Source organism: Acidovorax sp. Root275, assembly GCF_001428965.1.
Taxonomy (GTDB): Bacteria; Pseudomonadota; Gammaproteobacteria; order Burkholderiales; family Burkholderiaceae_C; genus Acidovorax; species Acidovorax radicis.
This window is the reverse complement of record NZ_LMJH01000001.1, coordinates 1,365,585-1,383,391: the sequence shown is the minus strand read 5'-3', so window position 1 is coordinate 1,383,391 and position 17,807 is coordinate 1,365,585. Positions and strand designations below refer to the sequence as shown.

Annotated in this window: 16 protein-coding genes; 5 read left to right on the top strand and 11 right to left on the bottom strand. The window is 65.5% G+C overall.

From position 1 onward, the window contains the following. Positions 1-51: 51 nt before the first annotated feature. From ASE52_RS06190 to ASE52_RS06180, 3 genes are all read right to left on the bottom strand, one after another. The gene (locus ASE52_RS06190; protein ID WP_010458989.1) at positions 52-513 is read right to left on the bottom strand and encodes a nuclear transport factor 2 family protein; all 462 of its coding nucleotides are present in this window, start codon (positions 511-513) and stop codon (positions 52-54) included. A 146-nt stretch (positions 514-659) separates the two neighbouring features. Beyond that, positions 660-1,571 carry a 5-dehydro-4-deoxyglucarate dehydratase gene (gene kdgD, locus ASE52_RS06185; RefSeq protein WP_057224568.1) on the bottom strand — a complete coding sequence of 304 codons (912 nt, stop codon included), beginning with the start codon at positions 1,569-1,571 and terminating at the stop codon, positions 660-662. A 57-nt stretch (positions 1,572-1,628) separates the two neighbouring features. Next, positions 1,629-2,600, bottom strand: coding sequence for a tripartite tricarboxylate transporter substrate binding protein (locus ASE52_RS06180; protein WP_010458985.1), 972 nt, complete (start codon positions 2,598-2,600; stop codon positions 1,629-1,631). A gap of 370 nt (positions 2,601-2,970) precedes the next feature. Here ASE52_RS06180 and ASE52_RS06175 point away from each other — a divergent pair, with 370 nt between their 5' ends. From ASE52_RS06175 to ASE52_RS24955, 3 genes are all read left to right on the top strand, one after another. Then, the gene (locus tag ASE52_RS06175) at positions 2,971-4,068 is read left to right on the top strand and encodes a beta-propeller fold lactonase family protein (protein ID WP_057224566.1); all 1,098 of its coding nucleotides are present in this window, start codon (positions 2,971-2,973) and stop codon (positions 4,066-4,068) included. Positions 4,069-4,149: 81 nt separating this feature from the next. After that, entirely contained in the window at positions 4,150-5,142 is a 993-nt protein-coding gene (locus ASE52_RS06170) for a tripartite tricarboxylate transporter substrate binding protein (protein ID WP_057224564.1), read from the top strand. Between the two features lie 279 nt (positions 5,143-5,421). Continuing rightward, on the top strand, positions 5,422-7,359 hold the full coding sequence (locus ASE52_RS24955; protein ID WP_082606775.1) for a cadherin-like beta sandwich domain-containing protein: 1,938 nt from the start codon (positions 5,422-5,424) through the stop codon (positions 7,357-7,359). A 112-nt stretch (positions 7,360-7,471) separates the two neighbouring features. Here the strand turns inward: ASE52_RS24955 and ASE52_RS06160 are convergent, their stop codons facing one another. Then, a complete protein-coding gene (locus ASE52_RS06160; RefSeq protein WP_057224561.1) occupies positions 7,472-7,780 on the bottom strand; it encodes a helix-turn-helix transcriptional regulator in 309 nt (102 codons plus the stop codon). Between the two features lie 212 nt (positions 7,781-7,992). Here ASE52_RS06160 and ASE52_RS06155 point away from each other — a divergent pair, with 212 nt between their 5' ends. Next, positions 7,993-9,978, top strand: a complete 1,986-nt coding sequence (locus ASE52_RS06155; RefSeq protein ID WP_057224559.1) for an SEL1-like repeat protein — start codon at positions 7,993-7,995, stop codon at positions 9,976-9,978. 28 nt (positions 9,979-10,006) lie between these two features. Here ASE52_RS06155 and ASE52_RS06150 read toward each other — a convergent pair whose 3' ends face one another. The 3 genes from ASE52_RS06150 to ASE52_RS06140 form a co-directional block, all read right to left on the bottom strand. Then, positions 10,007-10,333: an EthD family reductase gene (locus tag ASE52_RS06150; protein ID WP_057224558.1), complete on the bottom strand. Its 327-nt coding sequence runs from the start codon at positions 10,331-10,333 to the stop codon at positions 10,007-10,009. A 114-nt stretch (positions 10,334-10,447) separates the two neighbouring features. Next, positions 10,448-12,292, bottom strand: coding sequence for an ABC transporter ATP-binding protein (locus ASE52_RS06145; protein ID WP_057224556.1), 1,845 nt, complete (start codon positions 12,290-12,292; stop codon positions 10,448-10,450). Positions 12,293-12,432: 140 nt separating this feature from the next. Continuing rightward, positions 12,433-13,311, bottom strand: coding sequence for a LysR family transcriptional regulator (locus tag ASE52_RS06140; RefSeq protein ID WP_010458970.1), 879 nt, complete (start codon positions 13,309-13,311; stop codon positions 12,433-12,435). Between the two features lie 147 nt (positions 13,312-13,458). Here ASE52_RS06140 and ASE52_RS06135 point away from each other — a divergent pair, with 147 nt between their 5' ends. Then, the gene (locus tag ASE52_RS06135; protein WP_057224554.1) at positions 13,459-14,463 is read left to right on the top strand and encodes an NAD(P)-dependent alcohol dehydrogenase; all 1,005 of its coding nucleotides are present in this window, start codon (positions 13,459-13,461) and stop codon (positions 14,461-14,463) included. A 59-nt stretch (positions 14,464-14,522) separates the two neighbouring features. On the opposite strand, the gene ASE52_RS06130 is transcribed toward ASE52_RS06135, so the two are convergent. The 4 genes from ASE52_RS06130 to ASE52_RS06115 form a co-directional block, all read right to left on the bottom strand. After that, complete coding sequence (locus ASE52_RS06130; RefSeq protein ID WP_082606812.1) at positions 14,523-14,990, bottom strand: CopD family protein; 468 nt, start codon at positions 14,988-14,990, stop codon at positions 14,523-14,525. Between the two features lie 52 nt (positions 14,991-15,042). Next, on the bottom strand, positions 15,043-15,387 hold the full coding sequence (locus ASE52_RS06125) for a hypothetical protein (protein WP_140426145.1): 345 nt from the start codon (positions 15,385-15,387) through the stop codon (positions 15,043-15,045). Next, positions 15,384-16,775, bottom strand: coding sequence for a diguanylate cyclase (locus tag ASE52_RS06120; RefSeq protein ID WP_057224547.1), 1,392 nt, complete (start codon positions 16,773-16,775; stop codon positions 15,384-15,386). Before ASE52_RS06120 ends, ASE52_RS06125 begins: the two co-directional genes overlap by 4 nt. 166 nt (positions 16,776-16,941) lie before the next feature. After that, positions 16,942-17,805 (bottom strand): isocitrate lyase/PEP mutase family protein, encoded by an 864-nt coding sequence (locus ASE52_RS06115; protein WP_057224545.1) that lies wholly within the window; start codon positions 17,803-17,805, stop codon positions 16,942-16,944. Positions 17,806-17,807: the final 2 nt, after the last annotated feature.

Below are 17,807 nucleotides of genomic sequence, written 5' to 3'. Positions count from 1 at the left end.
GAGCTGAAGTGCAAAAACAAAGGGCCGCACGCGGCGGCCCTGCGGGTTACATCATGCCGCCGTGCGCACGGCCTGGCGGGCCAGGAGCTTCCACTGCCCGCTTTGTTGCTGCCACACGCCCAAGATCTTGATCTGCACCTTGCCGGGCTTGCCCGAGTCGTTGGTGTCGGCCGTGAGGGTGTGGCGCACGATGGCGGTGTGGCCCACGACCTTGATGGTCTGGTCGGAGATGGCGATGGTCACGAAGTCGGACTTGCCTGCGACCAGGTCGCCGATGAAGCTGTCCTTGGTGTCCACACGGCCGCCGGAGTGCCCGTAGCTCAGGTCGTCTGCCACCAGGGGGGCCAGCGCGGCGGGTGTGGGGTCGATCATGGCCAGGCGCAGGCGTTCGGCAGCAGCGGCCACGGCCTGCTCGGACCCGGCAGATGCGGTGGTCGTCGCGTGGGTGGCGCAGCCGCTCAGCGTGACAAGGGCCAGGGCGCCGGCTGCGGCGAGGATGAGAGTCTTGAGCATGTGGTGTGTCTCCGTAATGGTGTTGTATTGGCGTGCCGTGCGGGCACCACGCGCCCGTGCACGGCCAGGCGCGTGGTGTGAGGTGTATGGAAATCGCTGGAAAAAAGGGCCTGGAAAACCAGGCCCTTGACTCACTTTCGGGTTGCTTACTGCGGGCCGAGCTTGTCGATGAGCGCCTTGAGCTCTTCCATCTCGCCGGGCTTCAAGTCCGTCAGCGGAGCCCGCACCGGGCCACCGTCGTGGCCCACAATCTTGGCGCCCGCCTTGATGATGCTCACGCCATAGCCTTCCACCCGGTTGCGAATCGCCAGGTAAGGCATGAAGAACTCCTTGAGCAACTTGTGCTGCGTGGCGATGTCGTCGCTGGCCACGGCCTTGTAGAACTCCATCGCCGTCTTGGGGATGAAATTGAACACCGCCGACGAGTACACCGGCGTGCCCAGCGCCTTGTAGGCCGCTGCATACACCTCGGCCGTGGGCAGGCCGCCCAGGTACGAGAAGCGGTCGCCCATCTTCATGAAGATGGAAGACATGGTCTCGATATTGCCCACGCCATCCTTGAAGCCCACCAGGTTCGGGCAGCGATCGGCCAGGATGGCCAGGGAATCGGCCGTCAGCTTGGTGCGGTCACGGTTGTAGACGATGACCCCGAACTTCACGCTCTTGCAGACCGCCGCCACATGCTCGATCAAACCCTCTTGGCCGGCTTCGGTCAGGTAGTGGGGCAAGAGCAGGATGCCGTGGGCGCCCAGGCGCTCGGCCTCCTGGGCATGGGCGATGGCGGTGCGGGTGGGGCCGCCGGCACCGGCAATGATGGGCACCTTGCCGCGGCAGGTGTCCACGGCGGTCTTGACGACCTCGCTGTACTCGGGGCCCGACAGCGAGAAATACTCACCCGTGCCGCCGGCGGCGAACAGGGCGGTGGCGCCATAGGGGGCCAGCCATTCCAGGCGCGCGGCGTAGCCCTTGGCGTTGAAGTCGCCCTGGGCATCGAAGTCCGTGACGGGGAACGAAAGCAGGCCGGAGCCCATGATGGATTTGAGTTCTTGCGGGTTCATGGTGATGGTGGGTCTGGTGAGAAAAACCTTGAAAGCCTTGGAGCTTCGAAGTGGAAATCAGTCGAGCTTGATGTTGGCGGCCTTCACCACGGTGGCCCAGCGGGCGCGTTCCTTGGTGAAGAACTGGTCTTGCTCGGCGGGGGTCATGGTCACCACTTCAGCACCCTGGCCGGCCAGGCGCGAGCGGATCTCGGGGGCGCGGATGGCCGTGATGAGTGCCTTGTTGAGCTTTTGCACGATGGCATCCGGGGTGCCGCGCGGCACGAGAATGCCTTGCCATGTGCCCGATTCGAAACCAGCCACGCCTTGTTCGGCGAGGGTGGGCACATCGCCAATCAGCGGCATGCGCGTGGCTTTGGAAACGCCCAGCACCTTGAGCTTGCCGTTCTGCACTTGGGGCAGGGTGGCGAGCATGCCGTTCATCAGGATCTGGGTTTGGCCAGCCACGGTGTCTTGAATGGCGGTAACGCCCCCCTTGTAGGGGATGTATTGCCACTTTGCACCGCTGGCGCGCTCCAGCGCCACGCCCGCTACGTGCGGCGCGCTGCCGGTGGCCGTCACGGCAAAGTTCAGGTCGTTCTTTTTCGAATACGCCACCAACTCCTTGAAGTTGTTGACGGGCACCGAAGGGTGCACCACCAACAGGTGGGGCGAGTACGCCAGCATGGTCACGCCACGCAGGTCCTTGGAGGGGTCGAACGACAGCTTGGTGTAAACCGAGGGGCTGATGGCCAGCGCACCCACGTCGCACAGCAGCAGGGTGTAGCCATCGGGTTCGGCCTTGGTCACAAAGTCGGCACCCAGGTTGCCGTTGGCGCCGGGCTTGTTCTCGACGATCACCGTCTGCTTGAGCGATTCGGACAGCACTTGGCTGATGGAGCGCGCAATGATGTCCGAGCTGCCGCCTGGAGGGTAGGGCACCACGATGCGCAGGGTCTTGGCAGGCCATTCGGCGGTCTGTGCGGTGGCAGAGGCCGCAGCAAGGGTGGCGATACACGCCAGAAAGGCGGCTCTACGACGCAGGGTCATGGAATGTCTCCGTGAATTAAGTTGTTAGTCATCGTACAACTAAGATTGCAAAATGGCAATAGGAATGGTGGGGATTGGGATCTTTTTAGGTGAAAAATCAGGGTTTCTACCAGCATTTTTGCGTGAATTTCCCTATGGTATCGCCGGAAAAATCCCGCGAGCGGCAGTCTTCAAAATTGGGGTAATCCCTGCATGAAGAGTTGGAAGTTATAGCGACAATACAACTCTTGTTGTACGACAACATATAACGTATGACAAAACCCAAGACACTCCGCCGACCACACCGAGTCCCGGTCAGTGGCTGGCGGATGAACACCCACATGGCAAGCGGTGGCTGCGACCACCGCGCCGATCACTTCAGGAGATGGCAATGACCGCTGTACTTCGCATCCGCACCCGGGCGGCGCAACTGGCACTGGCTGCCGCTACCTGCCTGGCCACGCCCGGCGCCTGGGCGGTCACCTGGGTCTATGTCTCCAACGCAGACAGCCAGGATGTGTCGGTGTTCGAGCTGGACCGAAGCGCCGCAGCGCTCAAGCCGGTGGACACCATGGCGCTGGGTGGCATGGCGATGCCCATGGCTGTGAGCCCGGACAAGAAGGTGCTGTACGTGGCGCTGCGCTCGCAACCGTTTCGGGTGGTGAGCCTGGCGATCGACCCCGCCAGTGGCAAGCTGCGCAAGCTGGGCGAGGCCCCGCTGGCCGACAGCATGGCCAATATCGATACCGATGCCACGGGGCGCTGGCTGTTTGCGGCGTCCTACCCGGGCCACAAGATCACGGTCAACAGCATTGGCAAGGATGGGGCGGTGGGCGCTGTGCAGCAGCTCATCCCCACGGCGCCCAATGCGCACGCCATCCATGCCGATGCCGCCAATCGCCATGTGTTTGCCACCAGCCTGGGCGGCGACAACCTCTCGGCCTGGCGCTTCGATGCCGAGACCGGCAAGCTCACCGCCAACGAGCCGGCAGTCACCACGGTGACCCCTGAAAAAGCGGGCCCGCGCCACTTCGTGTGGGACAAGGGGCAGCGCTTTGTCTATTTGCTGAATGAACTGGACGCCTCCGTCCATGTGATGGCCTACGACGCCACGCGCGGCACGCTGCGCGCGGTGCAGCGCACCACAGCGCTGCCGGCCGGCTTTACCGGCAAGCCCTGGGCGGCCGACATTCACCTGTCGCCCGATGGCCGTACGCTGTATGCGTCGGAACGTACCTCGAGCACGCTCAGCAGCTTCCGCATCGACGCGGCCACGGGCCAGCTGCAACCGCTGGGCCAGGTGCCCACCGAAAAAACCCCGCGCGGCTTTGCGGTGGATTCGTCGGGCCGGTTCCTGATCGCGGCGGGGCAGGAGTCCCACCAGGTTTCGCTGCATCCCATCGACCCCACCACCGGCATCCCGGGCACCCCAACGCGTGTGCCTGCGGGCAAGAACCCCAACTGGGTCGAGATCGTTGACCTGCCTTGAGACGGCCTGAACCGTAGAAACGCCAGAGCGGTTCCTCCATTCGGTCCATCCATCCACCATCCATAAACCAGGAGACTTTTCATGCAACGCAGAACCCTCATCCACACAGCGGCCCTTGCCGCGGCCGTGGGCTTCATCGGCCTGCCCGCCGCCGCCCAGGGCACCTGGCCCACGGGCAAGCCGATCAGCTACGTGGTGCCGTTTGCCGCTGGCGGCACCACCGACACGCTCGGCCGCCTGATCGGCCAGCAGTTGGGCACCGCCCTGGGGACCACCGTGGTGGTCGAGAACAAGGGTGGCGCGGCCGGTAGCATTGGTTCGGAAGCCGCAGCGCGCGCCGCACCCGACGGCTACACCCTGCTGGGTGGCACCGTCAGCTCCCACGCCATCAACATCAGCCTGTACCCGAAGCTGGGCTATGACCCCATCAAGTCATTCAGCCCCGTCACGCTGATCGGTACCAACCCCGTGGTGCTGGTCGTGGCCGCCAACAGCCCACACAAGACGCTCAAGGACGTGCTGGCCGCCGCCAAAGCCAAGGAGGGCGGCCTGTCGTCGGCCTCCGCCGGCACCGGCAGCTCGCAGCACCTGGCTGTGGAACTGCTGGCCTACAAGTCGGGCGTGAAGTTCACGCACATCCCGTACAAGGGCAGCGGCCCCGCCATCCAGGACGTGATCAGCGGCCAGGTGGACATGATGTTCGACACCACGGTAGTCGCTGCACCGCACATCCAGAGCGGCAAGCTGCGCGCCATTGCCGTCACCTCGCCCAAACGCCTGGCCTCCATGCCCGATGTGCCCACCGTGGCCGAATCGGGCGTGAATGGCCTGGCCGACTTCCAGGTGCAGTCGTGGCAGGCGATTTTTGTGCCCGTCGGCACCCCCACACCCGTTGTCACGCGCTTGCACGACGAGATCCGCAAGATCCTCGCCCAGCCCGACATGCAAAACCGCCTGAAGGGGTTTGGCATGGAGCCGGCCGACCTGAACGTGACGCAGATTGCCGCCTTCCAGAAGGCTGAAGTCGAAAAGTGGGCGCAGGTCATCAAGGCGGCGAATATCAAGGTGGATTGAGCGAGCAATCCGTTGGTCTGCCCTTGCTGGGCAGGGTGCGGGATGGCCTTAGCGGGCCATCCCTTTTTTTTGCCCGTCGTTGCAACAGGCTTGCAACGGGTGCGGACGAAAAGCAGGGGCATGGCTGGGAAGGGTGCAACGGATCGGGCGCCGCCGCAGTGAGACAACGCTGGGCGGCGTCTCCCATTTGTCTCCCCAATTGGCAGGCAGAAACGCGGGTGGCGCATCTGCCATTTGCATGGTTTGACTCCCTATCCCCAATCTTCTGAAGGCCCCCGTATGACACACGCAACCCATCCTCTTCTCACTCGGCGTCGCAATGCACTGGGCACCGTGGGCGCGCTCACGGCGCTGACCTTGAGCGCGTGCGGAGGTGGCGGCAGCAGCAGTTCCAGCACGTCGAGCAATGCGGCGCTCTCCGGGCTGAGCGTGTCAGAAGAAGGGTTGAGCCCGGCGTTTGATGCGGCCACCACCAGCTACGACCTGGCGGTGGCCAACACCGTTGCGTCGCTGAAGCTGGTGCCAACGACTGCGGGCGCCGATGCCAGCGTCCAGGTCAACGGCACCACGGTGGCCAGCGGCAGCAGCACGGCGACGGTGGCCCTCGCCGAGGGAGCGAACACGCTGTCGGTCGTCGTCACTGCGGCTGATGGCAGCACCGCGCGCACTTACACGGTGCGGGTCACGCGGGCGCCGGCCAGTGCGTCCCCAGATGCGTGGCTGCGCGCACTCACGCTGTCGTCGGGCGAGCTGTCGCCCACGTTCGCGGCGGGCACCACGGCCTACACGGTGGCGGTGGCCAATGCCGTCTCGATGGTCACGCTCACGCCCACGGCCACCAGCAGCGCCGCAAGCATCCGTATCAATGGCGTGGCCGTGACCAGCGGCAGCGCGTCGGCAGCCATCTCGCTGGCCGTGGGCACCACCACGCTCACCGTGCGCGTCACCGCCCAGGACAAGGTCACCACGCGCAGCTACACCATCGTTGTCACGCGGGCCGCCACCACGGTGTCCAGCGATGCCTCGCTCAAGGCACTCGTGCTGTCGGCTGGGGCGCTCACGCCGGCCTTCGCTTCCGCCACCAGCAGCTACACCGCCACGGTCGCCAACAGCGTGACGTCGGTCACTGTGACGCCCACGGCCACCAGCGCGGCGGCCACGGTTTTGGTGAACGGCGTGGTGGTGGGCAACGGCAGCAATTCCGGCGCCATCGCGCTGGCGGTGGGCAGCAACACGATCAAGATCGTCGTGACCGCGCAGGACGGCGGCACCAGCAGCAGCACCACCGTGGTCGTGACGCGGGCCGCAGCCTCCGTGTCCACGGATGCGAGCCTGTCTGCGCTGGTCCTGTCGTCCGGCAGCCTGTCACCATCCTTTGCGGCGGCCACAACGTCCTACACGGCGGCCATCTCCAACACCGTGACCTCAGTGACCCTTACGCCGACCACTGCAAGCAGTGGCGCCAAGGTCACGGTCAACGGCAGCACGGTGGCCAGCGGATCGGCGTCATCCGCCATCACCCTGGCGGTGGGGCGCAACACACTGAGCATCGTGGTGACGGCTGCAGATGGCGTCACGGCGCGCACCTACACGGTGGTGGCCACACGCGCCGCCACGGGCACCTGCACACTCACGGCCACCGAGACCCAGGGGCCCTATCCACTGCTGGCAATCCTGTCGAACTCGGCCATGGTGCGCAGCAACATCACCGAGGGCAAAACCGGCGTACCGCTGACGGTGACGCTGACGGTGCAGGATGTGAGCAATGGCTGTACACCTGTGTCCGGTGCAGCGGTCTACATCTGGCACTGCGACAAGGATGGCCTCTACTCGGGTTACAGCACCGGCACCAATGCGGGCCAGGCGGGGCTGACGTATCTGCGCGGTATCCAGGTGACCAACAGCAGTGGCCAGGTCACCTTCACCACCATCTACCCCGGCTGGTACGCAGGCCGCATCACGCACATCCACGCCCAGGTCTATCTGAACGACAACCTGAGCGTCACCGCCACGGCCACCACCCAACTGGCCTTTCCGCAGGATGTGACGACGGCGGTCTACAACAGCACGCTGTACAGCGCCAAGGGCCAGAACAACTCGGTGGCGAGCTTCGCCGCCGACAACGTGTTCAGTGACGGCACCAGCACGGAGATGGTGGCCATCAGTGGGAGTGTGGCGAGCGGCTACGCGGGGAGCCTCACCGTCAACATCGCCTGAGTACGCGAACGAAGCTCCGGGCTATTGAGGCCGACCCAGTGAACCCAGAGCCCCAGTTTCCCGCTAGGGTTCTGGGTCGCGCAGGGCGCCTTCTGCATGCGCCCGGTTGGGTTCAGACGCCCACGGGGGCGTGCACACCACCGTTCGCTCCGGATCTTTCGGTCAGGCAAAACGCAGGATGCTGGCCCGTGAGCAGCAGAAACATCGCAAACACCGGCCCTTGCATGTTGCGCTCGTCGCTGGAGCTCTCCAGTGCCTGCCAGGTGCGCGACTGCACACCGCCTCGGCTGCCCGTCTGCAGCGGGTAACCCATCAGCTCCGCCGCCTGCGCCTGGCTGAGCCCTGCGGCAATGCGCGCTGCCTTGAGCTGGTCGCCCGTGGGGGTGGGCATGTCGAGCGGAATGGGTGTGGTGGTGGACATGGGTAGGCGGTTTGAAAGTTGTTTGCTATTAAATTTATAGCTACAAATGCAATGTGAACAAGCGGTAGGGCCTATTTTTACCCAAAATTAGCAGATCGCCGCCACGTTGCAGGGCACGCTGCATCAACACCTGGCTGCCGTGGCAAGGATAAAGGGCCCCCTAAAATCCGCGAACCACACCAAGTAGTAACGCCGCGCCGGGAGGGGATGGAATGAGTTACACGCTGCAGCTCTGGGAAAAACCTGCCGATTGGCCCTGGCCCACCACCAAGGCGGAGGCCGAAGCACAGTTCGAGCGCGCGGCTGATGGCCCCAGGGGCCCGCTGAACCCCAAGTTCGTGGCGTGGGCCCGGGTGGTGGAAGATCGGTTCCCCGAGGCCTGGGACATCTGGCTGGGCGGCCCAGAAGACACCGAGCCCACGTTTGGCTTCGGTCTGAACACCCGCATGTCGGACTGGGGCCCGCCGTTTGACCATGCCTGCGAGCAGGCCCATAGGCTGGGCCTGAACCTGTATGACCCCCAGAACGGCCTGCACTACCTGGCCAACGGCGATGTGCCCGAAGAGCCGGATCTGCAGGTGCGGCATGCGGTCAGCGCCCGCAAGGCGGGTGACGACGCCACGGCCTGGGCCGAGTACCGGCGCTGGGCGGCGCTCGGCAACAAACACGCCCTCTACGCCATGGGCCGCGCGTTGCGCTTTGGCACGATGGGCCAGCGTCGGCACTTCGACCTGGCAGCCGTGCTGCAGACAATGGGTGCGCACGATGCCCAGACCCAACTGGATGCCAAGGGCTTTTACGAACGCTTTCCGGCGGAGGCGAAAGCGCGTGTGCAGACGCTGTCCGCGCGCCTGAACTCTGCGTCGGGTGAGCAGCTGCTCAAGATCGTGGACGACGAGCGCAAGGCCGTGGACGATGCCTTTGTGCATGCCGAGCAAATGGCGCTCTTCACGCGCAAACGCATCGAAGCCGCCGACACCGTGATGGCAGTGGCTGCGCAGGGCCATGAGGTGGCGGCGTTTCAGCATGCGCTGGAGACGGTGATCGGCTGGGAACAGCCCAATTACGAGAGCGCCCGCTACTGGTGCCACCGGGCCGCCGACTGGGACTACGAACCCGCCAAGCGCTTGCTGGCGTTGATGCACGAGCGTGGCTGGGGCGGCCCCGTGGACAAGGAAGAGGCCGCCAAATGGAATGCTGCGGCGCAAGCGCAGCGGCAGCAGGCGCAAAAGATGCAGCAACGCCAGGAAGAGTCCGACTCACCGGGCGGCCTCAGCCTGGCACCCATGGCCCCTGCACCTTCGTCCTCGTCTTCCTCTGCACCCGTCGTGTGGACCGGCTCGGTCACGCGCGACCTGGTGGGCTGGTTCGCGCGCGAAGGCGACCCCCATGCGGCGTTCAGCCTGGGCACATCAGACCAACATGGCCGCGACGGGGGACCCGTGAACCTGGCCCAGGCCCGCGCGTGGTATGCCCAGGCGGCCGAGGCGGGCCATGCCGACGCGACCTACAACCTGGCCCTCTTCGTCGAGGAGGGTAGGGGTGGACCCAAGGACGCCCTGGTGGGCAAGGCGCTTTTCATGCTGGCCCATGTGCGCGGCAGCACCCTGAGGGTCGAAAACTTGCGAGTCTCTCCGGCCGAGCAGGGCCCCGTGCGTGCATTGGTCACGACCCTGCGCGCGCCAGGCCGTCTGCGTGCCGTGCTGCAGGAGCGGGGGCTTGCCCCCAGCGCAGAGGCTCGGTCGGTGTCCGCCCCTGCCGCGGCGGCCGGTGTGGTGGCGGCCGGACTGTCCGCATCGGAGTGGGGCCGGGCCGACACAGCCGCGCCAGCGCCCGCGCGTGCCCAGCCGTCCCAGGTTCCGGCGCCCAGCCGCTCACGCAGCGGGGTGGACGATGACGAGGAGGGGGAGCACAGCCGTGGTGCGCGGTCCGCCTTCTCCCTGCATCTGGGCCATGTGGCCCTGGCCATTGGCGTGGCCAACGCGGTGCTGCTGATTGCGTTCTTCAAGCCTGGCGCGAGCTTCCGCATGGGAATGCTCATCCTGGGGTGTGTGGCAGCCTATGGTGCGTGGCGCACTGCGCGGGATTTCGACTGGTCACCCGTCACACGCGCCGTGGTGGCACTTCTGGCAGGGATTCCCATGCTGGGCATGGCCGTGAGCCTGGGCCTGTTGTTCAAGGCCGTGCGCGAGCGCTGAATTGCAATTCACGCGCTAGCCTGTGCGCTCAGGCAGTGACCTCATGTGCCAGCATCTGCGCAAAGTACGACTCGGGCTCGATGTTGGTGTAGTTGGGAATGTCGGCCATCAGCGCCGCCGCCGTCTGTTTGGCGGCGATTTGTGCCTGCTTCAGGTCGCTGAAAAAAGCATTGGTCAGCGCCACCACCTGGCCGGGGCGGGGCTCGCCGGGGTAGAGCACGCGGTCGCTCTCCAGCCGCACCAGGCCCAGTGGCTGCAGGGCCGAACGGGCGATGCGCATGTGTTCGCCGTGGTAGTAGTCATGGTTGAAGGTGGCGTCTTCGCGCCAGCGGTACAGGGCGGTGACTTTGATCATCGAAGCCTTTCCATCACGTGTTGAAAACCGCCACCGTAGGGGCAACGCGTCGGCTGCACAGCCGCTTGCGCGACAGCCTGTCGCCCAGGCGGCTTGGTGCCGATCCCTGTCAGATCAATCCTCTTCCGATTCACCCAGGAATCCACCACTCTGGTGACCCCACAGCCGTGCGTACACGCCACCCTGCGCCAGCAGTTGCGCATGGGTGCCTTCTTCGACGATGCGGCCCGCGTCCATCACGATGAGGCGGTCCATGGCGGCAATCGTGGACAGGCGGTGGGCAATCGCGATCACGGTCTTGCCTTGCATGAGGCCGTCCAGGCTTTGCTGGATGGCGGCTTCCACCTCGGAGTCGAGCGCGCTGGTGGCCTCGTCCAGCAGCAGGATGGGCGCGTCCTTGAGCATCACGCGCGCAATGGCCACGCGCTGGCGCTGGCCCCCCGAGAGTTTCACGCCGCGCTCACCGACATGCGCCTCGTAGCCTGCGCGGCCCTGCAGATCCGTCAGCGTGGTGATGAAGTCCGCCGCTTCCGCGCGCTCGGCGGCCTGGTGCAGGTCGGCTTCGCTCGCGTCGGGGCGGCCGTACAGGATGTTGTCGCGCATGGAGCGGTGCAAGAGCGAGGTGTCTTGCGTGACCATGCCGATGTTGCGGCGCAGGCTGTCCTGCGTGACCTGGGCGATGTCCTGCCCATCGATAAGGATGCGGCCCGACTGCACGTCGTGAAAACGCAGCAGCAGGTTGACCAGGGTGGACTTGCCTGCGCCCGAGCGGCCGATGAGCCCGATCTTCTCGCCCGGACGAATGGTCAGGTTGAGCCGGTCGATGACCGGGCGGGCACCGGGGCCGCTGCCGTAGGCAAAGCTCATGTTGTCAAAACGCACCTCGCCCTGGGTCACGCTGAGAGGCGTCGCGCCGGGCGCATCGACCACGGTGTGGGGCTTGGTCAGCGTGTTGATGCCGTCCTGGATGGTGCCCACGCTCTCGAACAGGGTGGTCATCTCCCACATCACCCAGTGGGCGTGGCCCGACACGCGCAGCGTCATGGCGGTGACGGCGGCCACGGCCCCGGCGCCCACTTCGCCCGCCGACCACAACCACAGCGCGGTCCCGCAGGCGCCCAGAATCATCGCCACCACCAGGATGTGGTTCACGATCTCGAACCGGCTCACCAGCCGCATCTGCGCGTAGCCGGTGAGCTTGAACGCATCCATGGCGGCACGGGCAAATTCAGATTCGCGCCGGGTGTGCGAGAACAGCTTGACGGTGGCTATGTTGGTGTAGGCGTCGGTGATGCGCCCGGTCATCACCGAGCGCGCATCGGCCTGCGCCTTGCCCACCTTGCCCAGGCGCGGCACAAAGTACCAGCAGGCCAGGCCGTAGGCGACGATCCATACCGCAAACGGCACGATCAACCGCGCATCGAACCCCGCGAGCAGCACCAGGATGGTGGCGATGTAAATGCCCATGCCAATCACCACGTCGGTCGTCGTGAAGATCATGTCGCGCACGGCCAGCGCGGTCTGCATGACCTTGGTGGTGATGCGGCCTGCAAACTCGTCGGCATAAAAGGCCATGCTCTGGCCCAGCATCAACCGGTGAAAGTTCCAGCGCAGGCGCAGCGGGAAGTTGATGGCCAGCACCTGGTGCTTGATGCTGGTCTGCACCGCCACCAGTGCCACCGAAGCCAGCAGCAGCGCGGCGATGCCGATCAGCGCACCTTTGCGCTCGGCCCACAGTGCGCCCGGGGCCGTGTTGGATATCCAGTCCACCACGTAGCCCAGCACGGCAAACAGCAACGCTTCGTAGAAGGCGATGGCCGCAGACAGACCGGCCATGGCCACCACGTAGCCGCGCAGGCCACGCGTGCCATCCCACACAAAGGCCATGAAGTCCTTCGGGGGCAAATGGGGTTCGGCGGGGGGATAGGGGGGAAGGCGGCTTTCGAAATACTTGAACACGTAGCAAGGCTCCTCTGTGCCCGATGGTAGAGGCTCTGCGCGCTGGGGTGCTGTCAGCAGAGGGCTTGTCCGCGACTTCTGTAGGTGAACCGCGGGACCACCAGCAGCGAGCGCATTTTTATGCGCGCTGCAGCCGCGTGCTACGAAAACTGTTCCAGCAAAAAATCCACGAAGCTGCGCAGCTTGGGCGAGCGGTAACGGTCTGGCGGGTACACCACGCTCATGGGGCGGCTCGGGAGTTCATAGCTTGCAAACAGCTGCACCAGGCGGCCCGCGCGCACATCGGCTTCGAGCAGGATGGCCGGCTGCAGGACGATGCCCAGGCCGTGCAGCGCCGCCACCCGCAGCGCCTGCCCGTTGTTGACCTGCAGCCGCCCCGACACGGGCACGCGGCACACACCATCGTCGCCTGTGAGGCTCCATTGCATCAGGGCGGAAGGGCTGAACGACAGGCATTCGTGGCCGGTGAGGTCGCCCGGCCTTTGGGGGGTGCCAAGCCGCGCGAGGTAGGCGGGAGATGCGCAGACCATCAGCCGGTAAGGCGCCAGGGGCCTGGCGATCAGTGCGGAGTCCGGCAGGTGGCCGATGCGGATCGCGGCTTCAAAGCCTTCTTCCAGCAGGTCCACGACGCGGTCATTCAGCGCGATGTCCACGCTGACGTCGGGGTAGCGGTCAAGGTAGGTGGACAGGGCGGGCATCAGCGCCTCGGCACCAAAGGTGACCGGTGCGCTGATGCGCAGCTTGCCTGCCGGGGCCAACTGCTGGTTCTGCGCCAGGGCATCGGTCTCGGCCACCAGGCGCAGGATTTCCTTGCAGCGCGCGTAGTAATCCTCGCCAAAGGCCGTGAGGTGCTGGCGCCGGGTGGTGCGGTGCAGCAGCTGCGTGCCCAGCCGCTTCTCCAGCGTGCGCAGGTGGTTGCCCGCCATGGTGGCCGAGATGCCGGTGGCCACGGCGGCGGCACTGAGGCTGCCTTGTTCCACGGTCAGCACATAGACCTTCATGCTGTCCAGCATGTCCATTTGCAACTCCTGATTTTAAATGATTGCAGTGAATCGAAGTTTATCTGTCAATGATGGTGAATCACACTGGCGCGGCAGGTGTTGCCCCGGCGGGGCGGCACCCCATCCGTTTTCTTTTCTTTCCCACATCACAAGGACCTGCCGCCCATGAAAGCCGTTGAACTCACCGCGCCCTCGCTCACCGCGTTCCGAACCACTCAGCTCCCAGACCCCGAGCCCGCCAGGGGCGAGGTGGTGGTGCGGCTGCGGGCTGCCTCTCTCAACTACCTGGATGTGGCCATCGCCACGGGGGGGTTCCCGGTGGCGGGCTTTCCGATGGTGCCGGTGGCCGACGGCGCGGGCGAGGTGGCTGCCCTGGGCGAGGGGGTGGCGGGCGTCGCGGTGGGCGACCGGGTGATTCCGCATTTCATGCCGGGTTGGCTGGCTGGCGCCATCACCCCTGGCCATGTGGCGGCGTTGCGGGGCGTGACCCTGCCGGGTTCGCTGGCCGAATACGTGGCCGTGCCGGCTGCCAGCCTCGTGGCCTTGCCGCCGCACCTGGATTTTGTGCACGGTGCGGCGCTGCCGATTGCGGCCACCACCGCCTGGAATGCGGTGCGGTCGGCATCGGTGCGTCCAGGGTCCGTCGTGGTGCTGCTGGGCACAGGCGGCGTCAGCATTTTTGCGCTGCAGTTCGCCAAGGCGAGCGGTGCCAAAGTGATCCTGGCTTCATCGTCCGATGACAAGCTGGAGCGTGCGCGCCAGCTTGGCGCGGACCACCTGATCAACTACCGCGCCACCCCCGCTTGGGACGAAGAGGTGCTGCGGCTCACCAACGGGCGCGGTGCCGACCTGGTGGTGGAAACCGTGGGCGCCGCTACCCTGGCACGCTCGCTGCAGGCGGCTGCGTTCGGCGGCACGGTGTTCACGGTGGGCTTCGTCACGGGATCGGTGGCTTCCATCGACATGCTGCCTGTCATCGTGAAAGCCTTGCGCATCGTGGGCAACAACACGGGGTCGGTGGCCGACCTGGCGCAAGCCACGCAGGCCATTGCGGCGCACCGCATCGTGCCCGCCATCGACCGCGTGTTCGGCATCGATGAAACGCAGGCCGCGTATGCCGAACTCAGCGCGGGCGGGCGGCATTTTGGCAAGTTGGCCATCGTGCATTGACGCGGCACAGGTAGGGGGCTGCAACGCCCTGCCGTCGGCCGATTCGGCGTGGCGCCGCGCTACAGCAGCACGGTGACGACCACAATCACCACGCCCAGCGCCAGGTTCACACCCACCCAGCTGCGGATGCTGCCCAGGGCCTTGCCCCCGGCGGGCCAGTCCGACGCAGCCACCGCCCGCTGCAGGCGCTTGAACAGTGCAAACCGGATGTGGCCGAAGATGGCCATCATGGCCAGGCCCAGCGTGGCCATGATGGTCCAGTCCAGCGGCATGGCAAAGCTGCCGCCTGCCTGCACGGTCTGTTTGGCCACGCGGCCGATCATCCACAGCCCGCTGCCCAGTACCACCACCACCGCCACACTCACCGCAGCCAGAAAACGCTGCAACACATCGTGCATGAGCCGCACACGCAGCGGCGGCTCCAGCGACTGTGCTGCAGGGCGCAGGAAGAAATGGGCAAACACCATGCCGCCGATCCACACGATGACGGACAGGACATGGGCGAGCTGGAGTGCGTTGTAGAACATGGTGCTGGAGAACGAGGAGGACATGGATGGAATGGGATGGAGCACTGAGGGGTCAGGAAAGGCGCTTGCCAGGGCAATTTTTTGCGGGAGCGAACAGGGTGCGCGCCCTGCGCAGGCCAACGGGCAGGAACACAGCCAGCACGATCAACCCCCAGATGGTCCCATAACACCAGCTGGCCGGGCCATGGCGGCCCATGCTCTCCAGGCCCGTCGTGGTTTCCAGCCAGGACCAGAAAGGGTGCAGCAGTACCGTCACCATGAACGCCAACGGCAAGGCCAGCGCCGTGACGCCCGGGCTGGTGGCCAGCATGCGCAGCCCGTGCCCGCGTGGTGTGGTGCTTTGCGGGGGCGTTTGTGGGGGGGAGGTGTGATTGGCTGGGGCTGCGGGTTGCGTCATGGTGGCAGTCCGCCCTGGGGCGAAGCCACCCGCACCTGGTTGCCACCGTTTTTCTTGGACAGGTACATCGCCTCGTCCGCATGCCCCAGCAGGTGGTGTTCCTCGCCCCCATGCTCAGGGTAGATGGACACGCCGATGCTGGGCTGGATGGTCAGGTGGATGCCTTCCAGGTCAAAGGGCTGGCCAAAGGCCGCCAGGATCTTCTCGGCGGCGGCCGCAGCGTGCTCACGGGCATGGCCGCTTTCGAGCAGCACCACAAATTCGTCGCCGCCCAGGCGGGCCACGGTGTCGGAGCCACGCACGCATTCCAGCAGCCGCTGGGCCACACGCTGCAGCAGCAGGTCGCCCATGGCATGGCCCAGCGTGTCGTTGACTTGCTTGAATCTGTCCAGGTCGAGGAAGAGCAGTGACAACAGGCTTTGATCGCGCCGCGCGCGGGCCAGCGCCGTCTTGAGGCGGTCCAGAAACAGCTGGCGGTTGGGTAGGTGCGTGAGCTGGTCGTACTGCGCCATGTGCTCCAGGCGCTCGTGCATCTGCTTGCGCTCGATGGCGGCTGCGACCTGGGTGGAGACAAACTGCAGCAGTTCCTTGTCTTTTTCGGTGTAGCGGCCCTGCTCGTTGTAGCTTTGCAGCACCAGCGCACCAATGGCACCTTTCTGCGTTTGCAACGGCACGCCCAGCCAGTACAGCGGCGCGCGTTCGTGTGGCAGCTGCTGATGGAGCAGCGCCTCCAGGGTTCCGGCGGTGTCGGAGGGCGGGGGGTTGTCGGGGGTCAGCAGCAGGGTGCGGCCGCTGCGGATCACCTCGGCACACAGCGCATCCTGCACCAGGGTCGTCGGCGTGGGGGCGGGCCCCGGTTCGTTGACGTGGTACGGAAAACTCAACGAATCACTGCAGGCGTCGTAGAGCGCGACCGCGAAGTCGGTGGCAGGCAAAAGCCGTCCGATGATCTGGTGGATGTGCTGGAACAGTGCCTGAAGATTCTGGGTGGTGTGGGCAGCCTCGGAAATCGCATAGATCACCGCCTGCATGGACTCGGTGAACTTGCGCTCGGTGATGTCGTGCGCCACGGCCAGCCGCAGCTGCTTGTCGGGCAGCCAGCGCGCTGTCCAGCGAATGTGGGCGATGGAGCCGTCCTTGCGCACATAGCGGTTTTCAAACTGCAGCTGCAGGTGGCCTTCCATCACGCGCTGTGCCTGGCGCTGGGTGATCGCCAGATCTTCGGGGTGCACCATGTCGAGCATGCGCTTGCCGATGACTTCCTGGGGCGCGTAGCCAAAGATGCGCTCGAACGCCGGGCTCACAAACTCAATGGTGCTGTCCACATGGACGACGCAGACCGCGTCGAGCAGCAGGTCCACCACGTTCTGGGAAGGAATGCTTTGCATGGGGGGTAGCGCGCACAAGGTGCTGGGAAGACCCATTGTGCCGTGTGCTCCGTTCTTGTGCGGCACGGATGCAGGCCGCAATCCAAGGGCTATCCCGGAGAGATATGCTGATTGCTATGTAATTGATAGCTATTGGCGTTTGCAGTTAATGCGCTGGTGGCACTTTTTATCTGTATTTTTCTTCCAGCCCGTCCCAGGCGCTCTTGCGCACCAGCCGTTGGCGCTCCGCGAACGGCGCCACCAGGGCCGGGTCCTCATCGATGCGTTGGGTGTCGCGCAGCACGGTCAGTGCCTTTTGCATGCCGGCCACCGCGCCCTGCAGCGCCGCGTTGGCGTACAGCACCAGGCCATAGCCCAGCCCCGCCAGTTCTTCGGCACTGGTGATGGGCGTCTTGCCGCCGATCACCATGTTCATCAGTTGCGGCGCCGCCAGCCGCTGGGGCAGGGCGCGTATCTCTTCCAGCGAGGTGACGGCCTCGACAAACAGGATGTCGGCGCCCGCTTCCTGAAAGCGCTGGGCGCGCTCCACGGCGGCCTCGAAGCCCTGGGTGGCGCAGGCATCGGTGCGGGCCAGGATGAGGGTGCCTGTATCGCGGCGCGCGTCCACGGCAGCCTTGATCTTGCCCAGCATCTCGTCGGTGCCGATCACCTCCTTGCCGTTGAAATGCCCGCAGCGCTTGGGGCTGACCTGGTCTTCGAGCTGGATGCAGTCGGCCCCGGCGCGCTCCAGCGTGCGCACGGCGTGGTAGGTGTTGAGGGCGTTGCCAAAGCCGGTGTCGGCGTCCACGATGAGCGGCAACTCCACGGCGTCGCGGATGCGGGCCGTGTGGTCTGCAATGTCGGTCAGGCCCATGAAGGCCTGGTCGGGCAGACCGAACCACATGTTGGTGACGCCTGCGCCGGTGATGTAAATCGCTTCAAAGCCCAGGTCGGCCACCACGCGGGCGGAGAGGGCGTTGAACGCGCCGGGCACGATGACGCCCCGGCGGGCGTGGGCCAGGGCTTTGAGTTGTTGTCTGGTGGTTTGCATGG

Excerpts from the sequence above, each read along its gene's own strand:
- ASE52_RS06180 (WP_010458985.1), bottom strand. The coding sequence starts at position 2,600 with ATGACCCTGCGTCGTAGAGCCGCCTTTCTGGCGTGTATCGCCACCCTT.
- ASE52_RS06135 (WP_057224554.1), top strand. The coding sequence starts at position 13,459 with ATGAAAGCCGTTGAACTCACCGCGCCCTCGCTCACCGCGTTCCGAACC.
- ASE52_RS06140 (WP_010458970.1), bottom strand. The coding sequence starts at position 13,311 with ATGGACATGCTGGACAGCATGAAGGTCTATGTGCTGACCGTGGAACAA.
- ASE52_RS06150 (WP_057224558.1), bottom strand. The coding sequence starts at position 10,333 with ATGATCAAAGTCACCGCCCTGTACCGCTGGCGCGAAGACGCCACCTTC.
- ASE52_RS06125 (WP_140426145.1), bottom strand. The coding sequence starts at position 15,387 with ATGACGCAACCCGCAGCCCCAGCCAATCACACCTCCCCCCCACAAACG.
- ASE52_RS06160 (WP_057224561.1), bottom strand. The coding sequence starts at position 7,780 with ATGTCCACCACCACACCCATTCCGCTCGACATGCCCACCCCCACGGGC.
- ASE52_RS06130 (WP_082606812.1), bottom strand. The coding sequence starts at position 14,990 with ATGTTCTACAACGCACTCCAGCTCGCCCATGTCCTGTCCGTCATCGTG.
- ASE52_RS06170 (WP_057224564.1), top strand. The coding sequence starts at position 4,150 with ATGCAACGCAGAACCCTCATCCACACAGCGGCCCTTGCCGCGGCCGTG.
- ASE52_RS06120 (WP_057224547.1), bottom strand. The coding sequence starts at position 16,775 with ATGCAAAGCATTCCTTCCCAGAACGTGGTGGACCTGCTGCTCGACGCG.
- ASE52_RS06190 (WP_010458989.1), bottom strand. The coding sequence starts at position 513 with ATGCTCAAGACTCTCATCCTCGCCGCAGCCGGCGCCCTGGCCCTTGTC.
- kdgD (WP_057224568.1), bottom strand. The coding sequence starts at position 1,571 with ATGAACCCGCAAGAACTCAAATCCATCATGGGCTCCGGCCTGCTTTCG.
- ASE52_RS06155 (WP_057224559.1), top strand. The coding sequence starts at position 7,993 with ATGAGTTACACGCTGCAGCTCTGGGAAAAACCTGCCGATTGGCCCTGG.
- ASE52_RS06115 (WP_057224545.1), bottom strand. The coding sequence starts at position 17,805 with ATGCAAACCACCAGACAACAACTCAAAGCCCTGGCCCACGCCCGCCGG.
- ASE52_RS06175 (WP_057224566.1), top strand. The coding sequence starts at position 2,971 with ATGACCGCTGTACTTCGCATCCGCACCCGGGCGGCGCAACTGGCACTG.
- ASE52_RS24955 (WP_082606775.1), top strand. The coding sequence starts at position 5,422 with ATGACACACGCAACCCATCCTCTTCTCACTCGGCGTCGCAATGCACTG.